General features: G+C 74.2%; 10 protein-coding genes and 1 pseudogene. All 11 read right to left on the bottom strand.

The window, feature by feature from the left end:
* Positions 1–24: 24 nt before the first annotated feature.
* The 11 genes and pseudogenes from ACF1AK_RS22485 to ACF1AK_RS22435 all read right to left on the bottom strand — a co-directional run bounded on the left by ACF1AK_RS22485 (position 25) and on the right by ACF1AK_RS22435 (position 18,602).
* A complete protein-coding gene (locus ACF1AK_RS22485; RefSeq protein WP_391500580.1) occupies positions 25–1,878 on the bottom strand; it encodes an acetolactate synthase large subunit in 1,854 nt (617 codons plus the stop codon).
* Between the two features lie 309 nt (positions 1,879–2,187).
* On the bottom strand, positions 2,188–5,112 hold the full coding sequence (locus ACF1AK_RS22480) for a putative bifunctional diguanylate cyclase/phosphodiesterase (RefSeq protein ID WP_391500602.1): 2,925 nt from the start codon (positions 5,110–5,112) through the stop codon (positions 2,188–2,190).
* Between the two features lie 617 nt (positions 5,113–5,729).
* The gene (locus ACF1AK_RS22475) at positions 5,730–8,765 is read right to left on the bottom strand and encodes an AAA family ATPase (protein ID WP_391500579.1); all 3,036 of its coding nucleotides are present in this window, start codon (positions 8,763–8,765) and stop codon (positions 5,730–5,732) included.
* Positions 8,766–8,896: 131 nt separating this feature from the next.
* Positions 8,897–9,058, bottom strand: a complete 162-nt coding sequence (locus ACF1AK_RS22470; RefSeq protein ID WP_391500578.1) for a hypothetical protein — start codon at positions 9,056–9,058, stop codon at positions 8,897–8,899.
* Between the two features lie 223 nt (positions 9,059–9,281).
* Entirely contained in the window at positions 9,282–10,790 is a 1,509-nt protein-coding gene (gatB, locus tag ACF1AK_RS22465) for an Asp-tRNA(Asn)/Glu-tRNA(Gln) amidotransferase subunit GatB (protein ID WP_391500577.1), read from the bottom strand.
* A 74-nt stretch (positions 10,791–10,864) separates the two neighbouring features.
* A complete protein-coding gene (locus tag ACF1AK_RS22460) occupies positions 10,865–11,125 on the bottom strand; it encodes a hypothetical protein (RefSeq protein WP_391500576.1) in 261 nt (86 codons plus the stop codon).
* On the bottom strand, positions 11,122–12,615 hold the full coding sequence (gene gatA / locus ACF1AK_RS22455) for an Asp-tRNA(Asn)/Glu-tRNA(Gln) amidotransferase subunit GatA (RefSeq protein ID WP_391500575.1): 1,494 nt from the start codon (positions 12,613–12,615) through the stop codon (positions 11,122–11,124). The genes ACF1AK_RS22460 and gatA overlap by 4 nt, the downstream gene beginning before the upstream one ends.
* 5 nt (positions 12,616–12,620) lie before the next feature.
* A complete protein-coding gene (gene gatC, locus ACF1AK_RS22450) occupies positions 12,621–12,917 on the bottom strand; it encodes an Asp-tRNA(Asn)/Glu-tRNA(Gln) amidotransferase subunit GatC (RefSeq protein WP_035845952.1) in 297 nt (98 codons plus the stop codon).
* A gap of 165 nt (positions 12,918–13,082) precedes the next feature.
* A pseudogene (locus tag ACF1AK_RS22445) lies at positions 13,083–14,790 on the bottom strand (putative bifunctional diguanylate cyclase/phosphodiesterase); the annotation flags it as partial.
* A 377-nt stretch (positions 14,791–15,167) separates the two neighbouring features.
* On the bottom strand, positions 15,168–17,567 hold the full coding sequence (ligA, locus tag ACF1AK_RS22440; RefSeq protein WP_391500601.1) for an NAD-dependent DNA ligase LigA: 2,400 nt from the start codon (positions 17,565–17,567) through the stop codon (positions 15,168–15,170).
* A 24-nt stretch (positions 17,568–17,591) separates the two neighbouring features.
* The gene (locus ACF1AK_RS22435) at positions 17,592–18,602 is read right to left on the bottom strand and encodes a methionine synthase (RefSeq protein WP_391500574.1); all 1,011 of its coding nucleotides are present in this window, start codon (positions 18,600–18,602) and stop codon (positions 17,592–17,594) included.
* Positions 18,603–18,636 lie beyond the last annotated feature (34 nt).

The raw sequence follows: 18,636 nt of genomic DNA, 5'->3' as shown, positions 1-18,636 counted from the left end.
TCCCTTGGTCGTTCCGGAAGGGGCTCAGTCGAGGTCGTCGCCGAAGTCGGGGCGCACCCCGCGGGCGAACTGGATCTCGTCGTTGCTGGTGCCGGCCGCGACCATCGGCCAGACCATGGCGTCCTGGTGGACGATGAAGTCGATGACCACCGGGCGGTCGTCGATCTCCATCGCCTGCTTGATCACCGCGTCGAGGTCCTCGGGGCGCTCGCAGCGCAGGCCGACGCAGCCCATCGCCTCGGCGAGCAGGACGAAGTCGGGGATCCGGGTGCCCTGGGCGGGCGGCTCGATGCCGTCGTGGCCGGGGCCGGAGTGCAGCACGGTGTTGGAGTAGCGCTGGTTGTAGAACAGCGTCTGCCACTGCCGGACCATGCCCAGCGAACCGTTGTTGATGACCGCGACCTTGATCGGGATGCCGTTCAGGGCGCAGGTGACCAGCTCCTGGTTGGTCATCTGGAAGCAGCCGTCGCCGTCGATCGCCCAGACCGCGGTGTCCGGGCGGCCCGCCTTGGCGCCCATCGCGGCCGGCACGGCGTAGCCCATGGTCCCGGCGCCGCCGGAGTTGAGCCAGGTGGCCGGCTTCTCGAACTGGATGAACTGCGAGCTCCACATCTGGTGCTGGCCGACGCCCGCCGCGTAGATGGCGTCCGGGCCGACCAGCCGGCCGATCCGCTCGATGACCTGCTGCGGGGAGAGCTGACCGCCGGCCGCGGGCTCGTAGCCCACCGGGTAGGTCCGCTTCCACTCGTCGAGCCGCTCCCACCAGTCGCCGTAGTCGCCCTTGTGGCCGGCGTCGAACTCGGCCTGGACGGCGACGATGAGGTCGGCCAGCACCTCGCGGGCGTCACCGACGATCGGCACGTCGGCCGGGCGGTTCTTGCCGATCTCGGCCGGGTCGATGTCGGCGTGGACGACCTTGGCGTACGGCGCGAAGCTGTCCAGCTTGCCGGTGACCCGGTCGTCGAAGCGGGCGCCGAGGGTGAACAGCAGGTCCGCCTTCTGCAGCGCGGTGACGGCCGGGACGGAGCCGTGCATGCCGGGCATGCCCAGGTGCTGCGGGTGGCTGTCCGGGAACGCGCCGAGCGCCATCAGGGTGGTGACCACCGGGGCGCCGGTCAGCTCGGCGAGGATCCGCAGCTCGGCCGTGGCGCCGGCCTTGATGACGCCGCCGCCGACGTACAGCACCGGGCGCTTGGAGGTGACCAGCATCTTCGCGGCCTCGCGGATCTGCTTGGCGTGCGGCTTGGTCACCGGGCGGTAGCCGGGCAGCGAGGTCTCGGCCGGCCAGCGGAAGGTGGTGGTGGCCTGCAGGGCGTCCTTGGCGATGTCGACCAGGACCGGGCCCGGGCGGCCGGTGGCGGCGATGTGGAACGCCTCGGCGATCACCCGGGGGATCTCGGCCGGGTCGGTGACCAGGTAGTTGTGCTTGGTGATCGGCATGGTGATGCCGCAGATGTCCGCCTCCTGGAAGGCGTCCGTGCCGATCGCCTGGGAGGCGACCTGGCCGGTGATCGCGACGATCGGCACCGAGTCCATGTAGGCGTCGGCGATCGGGGTGACCAGGTTGGTCGCGCCCGGGCCGGAGGTCGCCATGCAGACCCCGACCCGGCCGGTGGCCTGGGCGTACCCGGTGGCGGCGTGACCCGCGCCCTGCTCGTGGCGGACGAGGATGTGACGCACCTTGGTGGAGTCCATCAGCGGGTCGTACGCGGGAAGGATGGCCCCGCCGGGGATGCCGAAGACGGTGTCCGCGCCGACGGCCTCCAGCGAGCGGATGAGCGACTGCGCGCCGGTCATGGTCTCGACGACGTGCTGCGGAGCGGGAGCGTGGGCGGCCGGGGTGTCCCCGCGGCGGGGGGCTGCGGCGTGCTCAGTCATCTGCCTGTCTCTTCTCGGTTCTGGCCGGCCCGGTGGTTGCGGGCCCCGGGGGTCGAGGGGTGGGGTCCCGCTTGCGGGCCGATCGCCGGCTCTGCCCCGATCGTCCCTTTCGCGGGGCCACGGGGCCAGGGGTCTTGCAGTGGTGGAACGGCGTCGGTGCAACAAAAAACCCCTCGTGCCCAAGGGCATGCGAGGGGTGGCGCGTCGGTCTGTCACGAGCGGGGCATGGCCCGCTCAGCCGACGCGCCCGCCAAGTACGAGAATTCGGGTGCGCATGGCAACGACCTTCCTCCCGTCACGGCCCGACTGTCAAGCAGGTGGGACGACAGTCTCGCCATGCGGACCCGCTCCCGGACCTGCGACGGCCGGGTGTTCGGGCAGGTCGGAGGGGCTGTGGTGAGCTACGACACGTCCCTGGCCGCCGTCCGCGCGCCCACTCGTCCGGGTGTCCGCGGCCAGGTACGCTCGCCGGGCCGGCGGCGGGCCGGGCGGGCGCGGCACCGGGTAGACGCGGCGGGCCAGGGCGCGCCGCAGCCTGGCCTCCTCCAGCGGCGCGGAGAAGGCCGAGCCCTGCACCTGGCGGCAGCCCAACTCCTGCAGCACGGCCACCTGGCGGGGCAGGTCGACGCCCTCCGCGGCGGTGACCAGGCCGAGGTCCCGGCCGAGCCGCAGGGCGTGCCCGGCGAGCGTGCGGGCGAGCGCGGAGTCGCCGAGGTCCTGGACCAGCGAGCGGTCCAGCTTGAGGCCGTCGAAGGGCAGCCGGGCGAGCGCACCGAGCGAGCCGCTGCCGGCGCCGAAGCCGGCCAGCGCGGTGGAGACGCCCAGGCGGCGCAGCGCGGCGAGCCGGCGGCCGAGTTCGTCGGCCAGGTCGTCCGGGCCCGTCCGGGCCACCTCGACGATCAGCTGCCCGCCGGGCAGGCCGCTGTCGCGCAGTGCGGCGGCCACCGTCTCGTACAGGCCGGGGGCGCAGAGCCGTTCGGCGGAGAGCCGCACCGAGACCGGGACCGGCGGGGCGGCGGGGCGGCCGCAGGTGGGCAGACCGCGGCGCAGCGCGGCGGCGGCGACCGCCTCGCGGACCAGCCAGCGGGAGAACCGGGCGGCGGCGTCGCCGTGCTCGGTGGAGCGCAGGAACTCAGCCGGGGTGAGCAGCAGGCCCTGCACGGAGCGCCAGCGGGCCTGCGCCTCGACGGCGGTGACCGCACCGCTCACGAGGTCCACCACGGGCTGGTGGAGCAGGGCGAAGCCGCCTTCCCGCACGGCCGCCCGCAGCCGCTCGTCCAGTTCGGTGCGGCGCTCCAGGTCGGCGCGCATGGCCGGGGAGTAGAGCATCACCCGGCCCTTGCCCTCGGACTTGGCGCGGTACATCGCGAGGTCGGCGTTGCGCATCAGCTCGTCGGCCCCGGCCCGCGGGTCGGCGGCCGGGCCGCGTTCGGGGCTGCCGAAGGCGATGCCGATGCTGGCGGCCACGCTGAGTTCGCTGCCGCCGATCCAGTAGGGCTCGGAGAGCGCGGTGCGCAGCCGGTCGGCGAGCTCCTGGACCTGGAGGCGGCCGAGCGGGCCGCAGACCAGGGCGGCGAACTCGTCGCCGCCGAACCGGGCGACGGTGTCCCCGCAGCGCACGGCACCCTGGAGCCGGCGGGCGGCCTGGACGAGCAGTTCGTCGCCGACCTGGTGGCCCGCGGTGTCGTTGACCGCCTTGAAGCCGTCGAGGTCGAGGAAGAGCACCGCGACCCCGGCGCCGGCCCCGTCCTGCGGGCCGCGGGCGGCGAGCGCGGTGCGCAGCCGCTGGGTGAACAGCGCCCGGTTGGGCAGGTCGGTGAGCGGGTCGTGGAAGGCGTTGTGCTGCAACTGGGCCTGGAGCATGACCCGTTCGGTGACGTCGCGGCTGTTCAGGATGAGGCCGTCGCGGTACCGGTCGACGGTCGACTCGACGTGCAGCCACTCGCCGGCGCCGGAGCCGATCCGGCACTCCACCCGGGCCGCGGGCAGCGGCTCGCCGCCCGGGTCGCGGTGGGCGGCCAGCCGGCCGCGGGCGAGGAAGCGGCGGACCTCCAGCAGCACCCGGTCGACGTCCTCGGGGTGGATGAGGTCCAGCAGGTTGCCGCCGACCAGCTCCTCCGGATCGCGGCCGTAGACGCCCAGCGCGGCCGGGGAGACGTAGGAGAGCACCCCGTTGGCCCCGGCGATCATGATGACGTCGCTGGAGCCCTGCACCAGGGAGCGGAAGTGCGCCTCCTTGTGGGCGAGTTCCTGGGCCAGCGAGAGGTTGTCGAGCAGCATGATGCCCTGCCGCAGGATCAGCGCGAGGCCGACGGTGCAGGCGGCCGAGGCGACCACCCGGTCCAGCGAGCGGCCGCCGAGGGCGTTGTAGAGGATTCCGGCGGTGCAGACCGCGGCGGCGGCGTACGGGGTGAGCGCGCTGAAGGTGGTGGCGACCCGGCGGCGCGGCAGGCCGCCGAGCGCGGGGTGCTCGCGCAGCGGGCGGCGCCAGCGCGGGGACCACGGCGCCCAGGCGAGCAGCAGGCTGCCCGCGAACCAGCCGGCGTCCAGCAGTTCGCCGGAGTGGTAGCTGCTGCGCAGTTCGGGCGAGGTGAAGAGGGCGTCGCAGAGCACGGTGACGGCAAGGCCGACCATGGCGGTGTGGACGGCGGCCCGGTTGCCGTCCCGGCCGCCGAAGCGCAGGCCGACGACCAGCGAGACCAGCAGGATGTCCAGCACCGGGTAGGCCAGGTTGAGGGCCAGGCGCAGCGGGGAGCCGGCCTCGCCGGCGGCGGTGCGGCCGAGCGCGAGGCTCCAGCTGAGGGTGAACAGCGAGCCGGCCACCAGCCAGCCGTCGAGCAGCAGGCAGAGCCAGCCGGCGGCGGTGCGCGGGCGCTGGGCGAGCACCAGGACGCCGGTGATGGCGAGCGGGGCGAACAGCAGGAAGGCGTACTCGGCGAGCGAGTTGGGCGGCAGCGGGGTGCGTTCGACCAGCTCGTACCAGCCCCAGGTGCCGTTGCCGAAGGCGACCATGAGCGAGGAGAGGCCGAACAGCAGCCAGGCCGGGCGGGCGTGGCCGCCGACCGTGCAGCCGTAGGCCAGGCAGGAGAGCGCGGCGGCGAGGGCGGCGGCGGCCAGGCCGAAGTCGCCCATGAACACGGCGATCTGGCGCGAGCCCCAGCCGAGGGCCGCGCCGAGGGCGTAGGCGAGGCAGAGCACGCCGAGGGCGGCCCCGGGCAGGGTGCGGCTGTGCAGCGCCCTGCGGAGCGCCCCGGGTCTGCGGCAGCCGGGCGCCGGCGGGGCGGCCGGGCGGACGGCGGGCCGGGGCGCACCGCCCGGGAGCGGGACCGGCGGGGCCGGGGCGCCGGCGGTCGGACCGGTCACGGGCGGTGGTCCGCCCGCGAGCAGGTCGGTGTCCGGTGCCTCCGGCCGTCCGGCTCCGGGCAGCACCGCGTCGGTGGAGCTCACTCGACCTCTCCCCCTCCGGCCCGGGGCCTCGCGCCCGGGTCACGGACCACCGGCCGCGCGCCTGGTGGCCGTACGCGGTGACCTGGCGCCCCGTCGGGGCGGTGGTCCAGGGGGCGGGGGGCCTGCCGGCCGTCCCGCCACACCGATGTTCCCGTCCGGGACCCTACACCACTTCGGTCACTCAATGACACGCACACTCAACTTAGAGTAATGGCCCTGGGGTGGGGAATTACCCCCGATTCCACCGGAACGGGCCGGTTGGCGGGGGCGCGCGGGCGGGGGCTCACGCGGCGCGCACGGGAGCACGGGGCGGCGCCCGCGCGACACCGGCCGGACCGGCGGACGGCCGGACCGGCCCGGGGGGCCGGCCCGCGGCGCGCGGACGGCGGGCGGACGGCGGGCGGTCAGCGGGCGGCCGGGGCCAGATCCTCGGGGAACAGCCGCAAGCGGTGCGCCAGCGCGGCGGCCTCGCCCCGGCCGGCCACCGCCAGCTTGCCCAGGATGTTGGAGACGTGCACGCTCGCCGTCTTCGGCGAGATGTACAGTTCCTCGGCGATCTGCCGGTTGGTGCGCCCCCGCGCGAGCAATCGGAGCACGTCCCGCTCACGGGGGGTGAGGCCGAAGGAGTCCCCCGCCGGCGCCGGCGCGGCGGGTGCCGGACGGCCCGCGACGACCCGCAGTCCCGCCCGCTCGGCCAGCGCGTCCACCTCGGCGCGCAGCCCGGCGTCACCCCGGACGGCCGCCAGTTCCCGCGCCTCGCGCAGCAGTCCGGCCCCGGCCTCGCGGCGCCCGGCCAGCACCTCGGCCTCGCCGGCCCGCAGCAGGGCGAGCGCCAGCGGGTACGGCAGCCCGGTCGGACGCAGGCGTTCGACCGCGGCGGCCCAGTGCGCCGGGGTGTCCGCCCCCTCGGCCCGGGCCAGTTCGCCCTCCAGCAGCCGGGCCCAGCCGTGGTGCAGCGGCACCGTCGGGGTCAGCCCGGACGCCACCTCGACGATCCTGGCCAGCACCGCGGGCCGGCCCTGCCCGGCCTCCGGCAGGCCCCGGCTGTCCGCCTCGACGCCCGCGCCGTCGACCAGCAGCGGGAAGAAGTCGGCCAGGTAGCCGCAGGGGAAGTCCCCCGCCAGGGCGGCGAGCAGCTCGGCGCGGGCCTCCAGCGGGCGGCCCGCCCGGGCCGCGATCCGCACCGCGAGCCGGCCGATCGGCACGGAGTGCTGGATCTGGCCGACCCGGTTGGCGGCCCGGGCCCGGGCGAGCAGCGCGGCGGCGCCGGCCACGTCGCCGCGGAGCAGGGCGAGCTCCCCGCGCAGCCGGTCCAGGAACTCGGCGTGGGTGCCGGTCGGATTGGTCAGGTCGCCCTCGTCGAGCACCAGTTCGGCCTCGTCGATCCGCCCGAGGTCCATCAGCGCCTCGGCGAGGTTCCCGGTCAGGATGGTGCCGATGTTGCGCTGCAGGCCGTGGCGGCGGGCCGAGTCCAGCCCCTCCCGGGCGAGCGCCGCGGCCTGCTCGGCCCGGCCGAGGCCGCGCAGCAGCGAGGACAGGTTGTTGAGGCCGCGCAGCAGCAGGTCCGGCGCGCCGAGCCGGCGGGAGGCCTCGACCGCCGCCGTCAGCTGGGCCACCGCGGCCTCCGGGTCGGCGTCCAGGTCGTTGCGCAGCCCGCCGATGGTCATCAGGGCGTGCTGCTCGACGGTGGGCGCGCCCACCTCGCGGGCGATCCGGGCGGCCCGCTCGGCGAGCGCGACCAGCTCGGGCCGGGGGTTGGAGAGCATCCCGGCCCCCGCCCCGAGGGCGAACACCTCGGCCTGCACGGCGGACGGCGGCAGGTGCTCGACCAGCCGGTGCGCGTAGGCGATCTCCTCCGTGTCGCCGGAGCGGCGCAGGTGGCCGAGCATCCGGGCGCGGTTGATCCGGAACCAGGCGGCACGGGCCGGGTGGTCGTTCTCGTCGACGAGCTGGAGCGCCCGCTTCGCCAGGCTCAGTCCGCGCTCCCGGTCCCCGCTGCGGCGGGCGGCGACCACCGCCTCGGCCAGCACGTCGATCAGGCAGAGCCGGTCGCAGTCCTCGTCGTGCAGGTCCGTGTCGCAGGAGCACGGCGGATAGGTCTCGGCCCAGTCGTACGGGCGCAGGGTGTCGGCCGGCCGCTCGCCGGGGACCTCGTCCCACAGCTCCAGGGCCCGTTCCAGCATGCGCAGTTGCTCGGCGAAGGCATTGCGGCGGCGGGCCGCCCGGGCGGCGTCCAGCGCGGTCGGCAGGGCCCGGGCCGGGTCGTGCGCGTGGTACCAGTAGTTGGCCAGCCGGGCCGGCCGGACGTCGGCGCCGACCAGCTGCGGCTCGGCCTCCAGGGCCTCGGCGAACCGGCGGTTGATCCGGTGCCGCTCGCCGGGCAGCAGGTCGTCCGAGACGGCCTCGCGGACCAGTGCGTGCCGGAACCGGTAGCCGTCGCCGTCCGGGTCCGGGCGCAGGATGTTGGCGCCGACCGCGGCGCGCAGCGAGCCGATCAGCCGCTCCTCGTCCTCCAGGACGGCGGCGAGCAGGGCGTGTTCGACCAGGGAGCCGCCCTCGGCGGCGATCCGCAGCACCCGCTGGGTCTCCTCGTCCAGTGCCTCGACCCGGACCAGCAGGATGTCGCGCAGGGAGTCGGTGAGCCCGGTCGAGCAGCCCTCCCGCAGGGCGGTGGCGAGCTCCTCGACGAAGAACGGGTTGCCCTCGGAGCGGCGGTGGATGCGCTCGACCAGCTGCCGGTCGGGCGCCGCGGTGCCGAGGATGCCGGCCAGCTGGGCGGCCACCTCGCCGGGGCCGAACCGCTCCAGCTCCAGCCGGCGCACCGTGCGAAGCCGCTCCAGCTCGGCCAGGAAGGGCCGCAGCGGATGGCGGCGGTGCAGGTCGTCGCTGCGGTAGGTGGCGACCAGCAGGATGCGGGCCCGGTGCAGGGTGCGGACCAGGTAGGCGAACAGCTCCCGGGTGGAGCGGTCGGACCAGTGCAGGTCCTCGACGGCGAGCACGAGGGTACGGTCCGCGCCGAGCCGTTCGAACAACCTCGCGGTGTGCTCGAACAGCCGGGCCCGGCCGTACTCGTCGTTGGGCTCGCCGTCGGCCTCGCCGAAGTCCGGCAGCAGCCGGGCGAGATGGCCCTCCATCCCGGCGGCGGCGCTCTCCAGCTCGGTGCCCAGGCAGCGGTGCAGCCGGCGCAGCGCGGTGGCCAGCGGTGCGTAGGGCAGCCCCTCGGCGCCGACCTCCGGGCAGCCGCCGACGGTGGTGAGCACGCCCCGGTCGTCGGCCCGGCGCAGGAACTCCTCCAGCAGCCGGGTCTTGCCGACGCCCGCCTCGCCGCCGATCAGCACGGTCTGCGGCTCGCCGCGGCCGGCCCGTCGCAACGCGTCCGCCAGATCGGTGAGCTCCGGGTCGCGGCCGACGAAGACGGGACTCACCGAGATCTGCTGCATGGAGGCGAGCATGCCATACGGGTCCGGCCCCTTCCGAGGGGTTATCCCGCCCCTCGAACGCCCGGAGGGGGAGGCGCTCCCCCGTCGCGCCTCCCCCTCCGTTCCCCGCCCGACACCGCGGTGCCGGTCCGTCAGCATTCGCCGGCGCGCGCGGTGCGCCGCTGGACGCGCAGGCCGATCGACGGCCGCCACCCGGTGCGCCTGGCGGGCTTCGCCGCGCGGACCAGGCGCTGGTGCTCGGCCAGGGCCTGGAGTTCCAGTTCCTGCTGCTTGATGAGCTCGTACTCGATCACGGTGTTCCCCTCGTGGGTTCTTCGTCGGTTCCGTTCGCCGAGTAGAGACTCCTCCCCCAGGGGGGTGGCGGGCATCGGCAGGCTTCCGGATCTTCCGGGGCCGGGGTGCCTTAGACCGGCGGCCCCGGGACACGACGAAGGCCCGGCCTCACCCCCGGGAGGGGGTAAGACCGGGCCTCGGGCGACTAAGCAGGCCTTAGACCGCCGTGGACGCCGTGGGAACTCAGGCGGAGACGCCGAGCTTCTCCAGGATCAGATCCTTCACGCGGGCCGCGTCGGCCTGGCCGCGGGTGGCCTTCATGACCGCGCCGACCAGCGCGCCGACCGCGGCGACCTTGCCGTCGCGGATCTTGGCGGCGACGGCCTCGTTCTCGGCGATCGCCTGGTCGACGGCGGCGCCCAGCGCGGAGTCGTCCGAGACGACGGCCAGGCCGCGCTTCTCGACGATCTCGTCCGGCTCGCCCTCGCCGGCCAGCACGCCCTCGATGACCTGGCGGGCCAGCTTGTCGTTCAGCTTGCCCTCGGCGACCAGCGCGGTGACCCGGGCGACCTGCGCCGGGGTGATCGGCTGCTCGGCCAGCTCGGTGCCGGTCTCGTTGGCGCGGCGGGCCAGCTCGCCCATCCACCACTTGCGGGCCTGGTCGGCCGGGGCCCCGGCGGCGATGGTCTCCTGAATCGGCTCGACGGCGCCCGCGTTCAGCACCGACTGCATGTCCTTGTCCGACAGGCCCCACTCGGCCTGCAGCCGGGCCCGGCGCACCCGGGGCAGCTCGGGCAGCGCGGCGCGCAGCTCCTCGACCCACGCGCGGGACGGCGCGACCGGCACCAGGTCCGGCTCCGGGAAGTACCGGTAGTCCTCGGCGTTGTCCTTGATCCGGCCGGAGGTGGTGGAGCCGTCGTCCTCGTGGAAGTGCCGGGTCTCCTGGACGATCGTGCCGCCGTCGGTGAGCACCGTGGCGTGCCGCTGGATCTCGAACCGGGCGGCCCGCTCGACGCTGCGCAGCGAGTTGACGTTCTTGGTCTCCGAGCGGGTGCCGAAGGTCTCGGTGCCGTTCGGGCGCAGCGACAGGTTGACGTCGCAGCGCATCTGGCCCTTGTCCATCCGGGCCTCGGAGACGCCCAGCGAGCGGATCACCTCGCGCAGCTCGGCGACGTAGGCGCGGGCGACCTCGGGGGCCCGCTCGCCGGCGCCGGTGATCGGCTTGGTGACGATCTCGATCAGCGGGATGCCGGCCCGGTTGTAGTCCAGCAGCGAGTGCGTGGCGCCGTGGATGCGGCCGGTCGCGCCGCCGACGTGGCTGGACTTGCCGGTGTCCTCCTCCATGTGGGCGCGCTCGATCTCCACACGGAAGGTCGAGCCGTCCTCCAGCTGCACGTCGAGGTAGCCGTTGAAGGCGATCGGCTCGTCGTACTGCGAGGTCTGGAAGTTCTTCGGCATGTCCGGGTAGAAGTAGTTCTTCCGCGCGAACCGGCACCACTCGGCGATCTCGCAGTTCAGCGCCAGGCCGATCTTGACGGCCGACTCCACGCCCACCGCGTTGACCACCGGCAGCGAGCCCGGCAGCCCCAGGCAGGTCGGGCAGACCTGGCTGTTCGGCTCGGCACCCAGCTCGGTCGAACAACCGCAGAACATCTTGGTCTTGGTACCCAGCTCGACGTGGACCTCAAGGCCCATCACCGGGTCGTACGACGCGAGAGCGTCCTCGTAGGAGACCAGGTTCTTGACGCTCACAGCGTCCCCTTCACTCAAAAGTCTTCGGTGGTGCGGGCCCGGCCGGTACCGCGGTACCGGCCGGGCCCCCCGGGCTAGCCCAGCAGGACGTCGTCGTCGCCGAGGCGGCGCAGCTCGCGCACCAGCAGGGCGGTGCCGGTGATCAGGGCGGCGGCCCCGACGAGCGCGTTGACCAGCTTGAGGGTGTCGTTCTCCTCGCGGGCCTTGCGGACGTCCTTGGTGATGGAGATCGCGCCGAACGCGCTGGTCCCGATCGACAGCCACAGCCCGGGCTTGGAGTGCTTCCACCCCTTCAAAGACGCAGACTGGGCCTTCGCCTTCTCGATCTTGCTCACAGTGCCGGTGCCTCCTCCAGCAGGGTGTGCCCCCACTTGTCGTTGAGTGCGGCCTCGACGGCGCCGCCCACGCGGTACAGGCGGTCGTCCGCCATCGCGGGTGCGATGATCTGCAGGCCGACCGGGAGATTGTCCTCCGGAGCCAGGCCGCAGGGCAGCGACATCGCCGCGTTGCCCGCCAGGTTGGACGGAATCGTGCAGAGGTCGGCCAGGTACATCGCCATCGGGTCGTCGGCGCGCTCGCCGATCGGGAAGGCGGTGGTCGGGGTGGTCGGCGAGACCAGGACGTCCACACCGGCGAAGGCGGCGTCGAAGTCGCGGGAGATCAGCGTGCGCACCTTCTGGGCCGAGCCGTAGTAGGCGTCGTAGTAGCCCGAGGAGAGCGCGTAGGTGCCGAGGATGATGCGGCGCTTGACCTCGGGGCCGAAGCCGGCCTCGCGGGTCAGCGCGGTGACCTCCTCGGCGGAGCGGGTGCCGTCGTCGCCGACCCGCAGGCCGTAGCGCATCGCGTCGAAGCGGGCCAGGTTGGACGAGGCCTCGCTGGGCGCGATCAGGTAGTACGCGGGCAGCGCCAGGGTGAACGACGGGCAGGAGACCTCGACGACCTCGGCGCCCAGCTCGCGCAGCAGCTCCACCGACTCGTCGAAGCGCTGCATGACGCCGGCCTGGTAGCCCTCGCCGGCGAACTCCTTGACCACGCCGATCCGCATGCCGCGGATGTCGCGCATCCGGGCGGCCTCGACCACGGCCGGCACCGGCGCGTCGATCGAGGTGGAGTCCAGCGGGTCGTGGCCGGCGATGGCCTCATGCAGCAGCGCCGCGTCCAGCACGGTGCGGGCGCACGGGCCGCCCTGGTCCAGGCTGCTGGAGAAGGCCACCAGGCCGTAGCGGGAGACCGAGCCGTAGGTCGGCTTCACGCCGACGGTGCCGGTGACGGCGCCGGGCTGGCGGATCGAGCCGCCGGTGTCGGTGCCGATCGCCAGCGGGGCCTCGAAGGCGGCCAGCGCGGCCGCCGAGCCGCCGCCGGAGCCGCCGGGGATCCGGGAGAGGTCCCACGGGTTGCCGGTGGTGCCGTAGGCCGAGTTCTCGGTGGAGGAGCCCATCGCGAACTCGTCCATGTTGGTCTTGCCGAGGATGACGACGCCGGCGTCCTTGAGCCGCGAGGTCAGCGTGGCGTCGTACGGCGGGATCCAGCCGTCGAGGATCTTCGAGCCGCAGGTGGTCGGCACGCCCTTGGTGGTGAAGACGTCCTTCAGCGCCAGCGGGACGCCGGCCAGCGGGCCCAGCTCCTCGCCCTTGGCGCGCTTCTCGTCGACGGCCCGCGCGGCGCTCAGCGCGCCCTCGGTGTCGACGTGCAGGAAGGCGTTGACCTTCTGGTCGACGGCCTCGATGCGGTCCAGGTGCGCCTGCGCGACCTCGACGGCGGACACCTCGCCCTTGGCGATGGCGGTGGCCGTCTCGGCGGCGGTGTAACGGATCAGGTCGGTCATCTCGGTCAGTCCTCCCCGAGGATCTGGGGAACGCGGAAACGCTGCTCCTCGGCGGCCGGGGCTCCGGCCAGCGCCTGCTCCGGGGTGAGCGACGGCCGGACCTCGTCCGCGCGCATGACGTTGGTCAGCGGCAGCGGGTGGGAGGTGGGCGGGACGTCCTGTCCGGCGACCTCGGAAACGCGGGCGACCGCGCCGATGATCACGTCGAGCTGCTCGGCGAAGTGGTCCAGCTCTTCGGCCTGCAACTCAAGACGCGACAGCCGAGCGAGGTGGGCGACCTCCTCGCGCGTGATGCCAGGCATGCAGCGATCCTCAGGGTGAGTTCTGGTGAGGCCCGGATCCGCCTTCCGGCGGCGCCGGGCCCGGGCCGGGAGCGGCCGGTCCGGCGCTCCCGTCCTCGTGGTCTGTGGTGACCATCCTATGGGGCGCGGCCCGGCCACCGGCCAACGACCAGCGGCGGGCCGGGGTCACTGCCGCCGCGCACCGCCGTTCACCGTCGTCCGCGGCCGCTCACTGCGGGCGGGTCGGTGCCCAACTGTGCCGCGGGGGCGCCTGGATCTCCACCGCGGCGGCCTGCACCGCCTGGATCACCGGCGGCAGGGCGGGTTTGATCACCGGCGGCAGCCGCTCGGCGGGGGCGGAGGCGGCGGCGGCGAGCCGCTCCACCGGCGGGGCGCCGGTGCGGTGCACCCGCAGCCAGGCGGTGGCCTGCTCGGCCGGCAGCGCCGCCGAGACCAGCCAGCCCTGCACCGCGTCCACGCCCATGCAGTTCAGCCGCTCCCAGGTCTCGTCGTCCTCGACCCCCTCGGCGACCACGGTCAGGCCGAGCGAGTGGGCCAGCTCGACCGAGCAGCGGACCACCGCCGCGTCGTGGTCGTCGGTGGCCATCCGGGAGACGAAGGAACGGTCGATCTTCAGCTCGCCGACCGGCAGGCTGCGCAGCCGCACCAGCGAGGAGTGGCCCGTCCCGAAGTCGTCCAGGGACATCCCGACCCCGTAGCCGCGCAGTTCGGCGAGGGTGTCGGCGGCCCGCCGGGAGTCGTCCAGCAGCAGCCGCTCGGTGATCTCCAGCTGGAGCGCGTGGGCCGGCACCTGGTGGCGCACGAGGTGGCCGGCGACCCGCTGGGCGAAGCCGGGATTGAGCACGTCGCGCGGCGAGACGTTCACCGCGACCTGCACCTGGAGACCCTGCTCGCGCCAGTGGGCGAGCTGGCCGACGGCGGCCTCCAGCACGTAGTCGGTCAGCCGGGGCATCAGCCCGCTGGACTCGGCGAGGCCGACGAACTCGTCCGGCGAGACCCGGCCCTGGCCGGGGCGCTCCCAGCGCAGCAGCGCCTCCAGCCCGACCACCCGGCCGTCGAAGGCCACCTTGGGCTGGTAGTGCAGCTGCACCTCGCCGGTCTCCAGGGCCCGCCGCAGGTCGCCCAGCAGGCCGATCCGGTACGGGGTGTCGGCGTCCTGCGCCTCGTCGTACTGCTCGACCGAGGTGCGGCCGCGCTGCGCGTGGCCCATCGCGACGTCGGCGCGGCGTAGCAGCGACTCGGCGTCCTGGGCGTGCTGGGGGAAGACGCAGACGCCGGCGCTCGCCTCCAGGACGAGCAGCAGGCCGTCCAGCCGGATCGGCGCGGCCAGTTCGGCGATCAGGGCCTTGGCGACCTTCTCCAGCGAGTCCGGGCAGCCGATGCCGGGCAGCAGCACGGCGAACTCGTCGCCGCCCATCCGGGCCACCATCGGGCGGCCGCGGTAGTGCCGGGGCAGTCCGGCGAAGACGTCGTCGATGGACTCGCGGGTGGCGCTGCCGGCCGCCCCGCCGGAGCGCAGGGCGCGGTGCAGCCGGCGGGCGATGTGGACGAGCAGCCGGTCGCCGGCGGTGTGGCCGAGGGTGTCGTTGAGCGACCGGAAGCGGTCGAGGTCGAGCAGGATCAGACCGACGCTGTAGCCCTCGGAGTGCTCGGCGATCGCCTCCTGGGCGGCGAGCAGCAGGGCCTGGCGGTTGGGCAGGTCGGTCAGCGGATCGGTGAGCTGGTCGCGCGCGCGGTCCCGGGCGATCCGCCAGGCGGCGACCAGCACGGCCAGCGGCACCGCGAACAGCGGCAGCAGTTCGGCCTCGTAGCGGTAGACCAGCACGGCCAGCGGGATGAGCGGCGCCGCGCCGGCCAGCAGCACGCCGAGCAGCAGAACGGCCCCCGCCACCCCCTGCGGCGGGCGTGTGGGCGCGCCGCCGGTCGTACGATCCATAAGCCCTGTCCTCCGTCGGGCCCGCCCCGTCAGGCCGCCTAGCGGTGAGGCACCGTACCGGTACCGGCAGCCTGCCGGGCAGGGAGCGGCCCCGCGGAGTCCGGCTCAGCCGGTACCCCCACCCCTGCTGACACTCTGTTGCGCTCCAGGGTATGCGTGGCTCCACCCGACGGGCAGACTTTCGGACAACCGGACATACGCCGCCACGCCCCCCGGTGCCGCACAGTGACACGATGCCCGCTAACACTGTGCGGCACCCGGTGACGTTGCATCAGGACGATAACAAGCCGGATCCGGGGCTTCCGCGCGTGGGGTCAGTCCTCGACGGGCTCCGCGGCGGGCTGCTCGGCGGGCTCCTCCCCTGGCTCCGCGGCGGGCTGCTGCTCCTCCCCCTCGGCGGCCGTTCCGGCGGCCGCCTTCTTCTTCGCCGGCGCCTTCTTCGCCGGGGCCTTCTTCGCCGGCTCCTCCTCCGGCTCCGGCGGCAGCCCCAGGTGGACCCGGGCGGCGGCCGGCCCCTGCTCCAGCAGGATCGTGAAGCCCGCGTCGTCGAGGACCGGCAGCCCCAGCTGGACCGCCTTGTCGTACTTGGAGCCGGGATTGTCGCCGGCCACCACGAAGTGGGTCTTCTTCGACACCGAGCCGGTCACCTTGGCGCCCCGCGAGGTCAACGCCTCCTTGGCGCCGTCCCTGGTGTGCCCGGCCAGCGTGCCGGTGACGACGACCGTCAGCCCCTCCAGCGGACGCTCGCCCTCCTCCTCGGCCGCCTCCTCGGTGAAGCGGACACCGGCGGCGCGCCACTTCTCGATGATCTCCCGATGCCAGTCCACCTGGTACCACTCGATGATCGAGCGCGCGGTGCCCGCGCCGACGCCCTCGGTGGCGGCCAGCCGCTCCTCGCCGGCCGCGAAGATCGCGTCCAGGTCGCGGAACTCCCGGGCGAGGTCCTGGGCTGCCACCGGGCCGACGTGCCGGATCGACAGGCCGTTGAGGAACCGCCAGAGCGGGCGGTCCTTGGCCTTCTCGATGTTCTCCAGCATCAGCCCGGTGTTCTTCTTCGGCGCACCGGTCGTGGTGGCGAAGAAGAACACCTCCTTCTCCTCGCCGGTCTCGTCGTCGAGCTTCGGCATGCCGGTCTTCTGGTCGCGCACCAGCACCTTGATCGGGAGCAGCTGCTCGACCGACAGTCCGAAGATGTCGCCCTCGTTGCGCACCGGCGCCTCGGCCGGCTGCAGCGGCTGGGTCAGCGCGGTCGCCGCGACGTAGCCGAGGCCCTCGATGTCCAGGGCCGAGCGCCCGCCGAGGAAGGCGATCCGCTCACGGATCTGGGCCGGGCAGAACTGCGCGTTGGGACAGCGCAGGTCGATGTCCCCCTCGGCCATCGCCCGCAGTTCGCTGCCGCACTCGGGGCAGTGCGAGGGCATCACGAACGCCTGCTCGGTGCCGTCCCGCAGGTCGTACACCGGGCCGAGGATCTCCGGGATCACGTCGCCGGCCTTGCGCAGCACCACCGTGTCGCCGAGCAGGACGTCCTTGGCCTTGACGATCTCCTGGTTGTGCAGGGTCGCGTACTGCACCATCGAGCCGGCCACCTTCACCGGCTCGGCCAGCACCGCGTACGGGGTGGCCCGGCCGGTGCGGCCGATGCCGACCTTGATCGCGGCCAGCTTGCCGGTGACCTCCTCCGGCGGGTACTTCCAGGCGATCGCCCAGCGCGGGGACTTGGAGGTGGAGCCGAGCCGGCCCTGCAGGGCGATCTCGTCCACCTTGACGACCACGCCGTCGATCTCGTGCTCGACCGAGTGCCGCTGCTCGCCGAAGTGCTTGATGAACGCCCGCACCTCGTCCAGCGTGCCGACCACCTTGTTGTGCCGGGCGGTCGGCAGGCCCCACGCGCGCAGCAGGTCGTAGGCGTGCGACTGGTTGTCGATGTCGAAGCCGGAGCGCGCGCCGATGCCGTGCACCACCATGTGCAGCGGGCGGGAGGCGGTGACCAGCGGGTCCTTCTGCCGCAGCGAGCCGGCCGCGGCGTTGCGCGGGTTCATGAACAGCCGGATCATCGCCCGGGGGCGCTTGCCCTCCTTGGCGCGTTCCTCGTTCTCCGCCCGGCGGCGCTCGTTCTCCTCCGAGAAGGAGGCGTTGAGCGCCTCGAAGGCCTCGGTCGGGAAGTAGACCTCGCCGCGGATCTCCACCAGCTCCGGGACGTCGTCGCCCCGGAGCCGGTGCGGGATCTCCTTGATGGTGCGGACGTTGGCGGTGATGTCCTCGCCGATCCGGCCGTCGCCGCGGGTCGCGGCCTGCACCAGCCGGCCGTTCTCGTAGGTGAGGTTGACGGCCAGGCCGTCCACCTTGAGCTCGCACAGGTAGTGGTACTCGATGCCGGACAGCTCGGCGGCGACCCGCTCGGCCCAGGCGGCGAGCTCCTCGTCGTCCATCGCGTTGTCCAGGCTGAGCAGCCGCTCCCGGTGCTCGACCGGGGCGAACAGCAGGGTGGGCGCGCCGCCGACCTTCTGCGAGGGCGACTCCGGGGTGACCAGCGCCGGGTGCTCGGCCTCCAGCCCCTCCAGCTCGCGCATCAGCGCGTCGAACTCGGCGTCGCTGACGACCGGCGCGTCCTGCTCGTAGTAACGGGCCCGGTGGTCGGTGATCTCGGCCGCCAGCTCGGCGTGCCGCTTGCGCACCTCCGCCGGAACGTCCTCCCAGCCCTCGACAGCCACCACCGCAAGCCCTCCGTCAATCTCTCATTCCGGGTTGTCCACCAGGCTCCGGGCCGCCTTCACGCTGAGTGACAACGCCGCACGGGCGTGGGCCGGGGAGGCCCCGGCCAGCCCGCAGGTGGGCGTCACCAGCACACGGCGGCCCAGCAGCTCCGGGGCGAACCCGAGCCTGCGCCACAACGTCCTGACACCCTGGACACTACCGGCCGGGTCCGACAGTGCCTGGTCAGTGGAGGGGACGACACCGGCGAAGATCACGGTGCCCGCCTCGACCGCCTCGCCGAGGTCGTCGTCCTCACGCTCGGTCAGCAGCGAGAAGTCCAGCGAGACGCCGGCCACCCCGGCCCGGCGCAGCAGCGGCAGCGGCACCCGGGGCGCGCAGCAGTGCACCACCACGGGCGCGTCCAGGGCGCCGATGACGTTCCGCAGCGCCTCCTCGGCGAGCTGCCGGTCGACGGCGCGCAGCCGCTGGAAGCCGCTGGCGGTCCTCACCTCGCCGGCCAGCACGGCGGGCAGCGAGGGCTCGTCCAGCTGGAGCACCACCTCCGCGCCGGGCACCCGCCTGCGGACGTCGGCGAGGTGGCGGCGCAGGCCCTCGGTGAGCGAGCCGGCGATGTCCCGGCAGGCGCCGGGGTCGGCGAGCGCCTTCTCGCCGTACTTGAGCTCGACGGACGCGGCCAGCGTCCACGGGCCGACCGCCTGCAGCTTCAGCGCGCCCCGGTAGCCCTGGGTGAACTCCTCCAGGGCGTCGAGGTCCTCGCCGAGCCAGGAGTGCGCACGCCGGGTGTCGCGGCCGGGGCGGTCGGTGAACCGCCAGCCGCTCGGCTCGGTCTGCGCGAACAGCTCCACCAGCAGGCCGGCGGAGCGGCCGATCATGTCGGCGCCCGGCCCGCGGGCGGGCAGCTCCGGGAGGAACGGCAGGTGCTCCAGCGCGCCGGTGGACGTCTTGGCGGCCTCCCGGGCGTCGGTGCCGGGCAGCGAGCCGACGCCGGTGGCGGCGCCGACCAGGTCGGGGAAGGGGTGTCCGTTGCTCACCCGTCCGAGCCTAGTGCGCGCGCCGCCCCGGCTC

Source organism: Kitasatospora sp. NPDC015120 (assembly GCF_043080305.1).
GTDB lineage: Bacteria > Actinomycetota > Actinomycetes > Streptomycetales > Streptomycetaceae > Kitasatospora.
The sequence above is the reverse complement of the archived record's forward strand: the minus strand, read 5'-3'. Positions and strand labels throughout refer to the sequence as shown.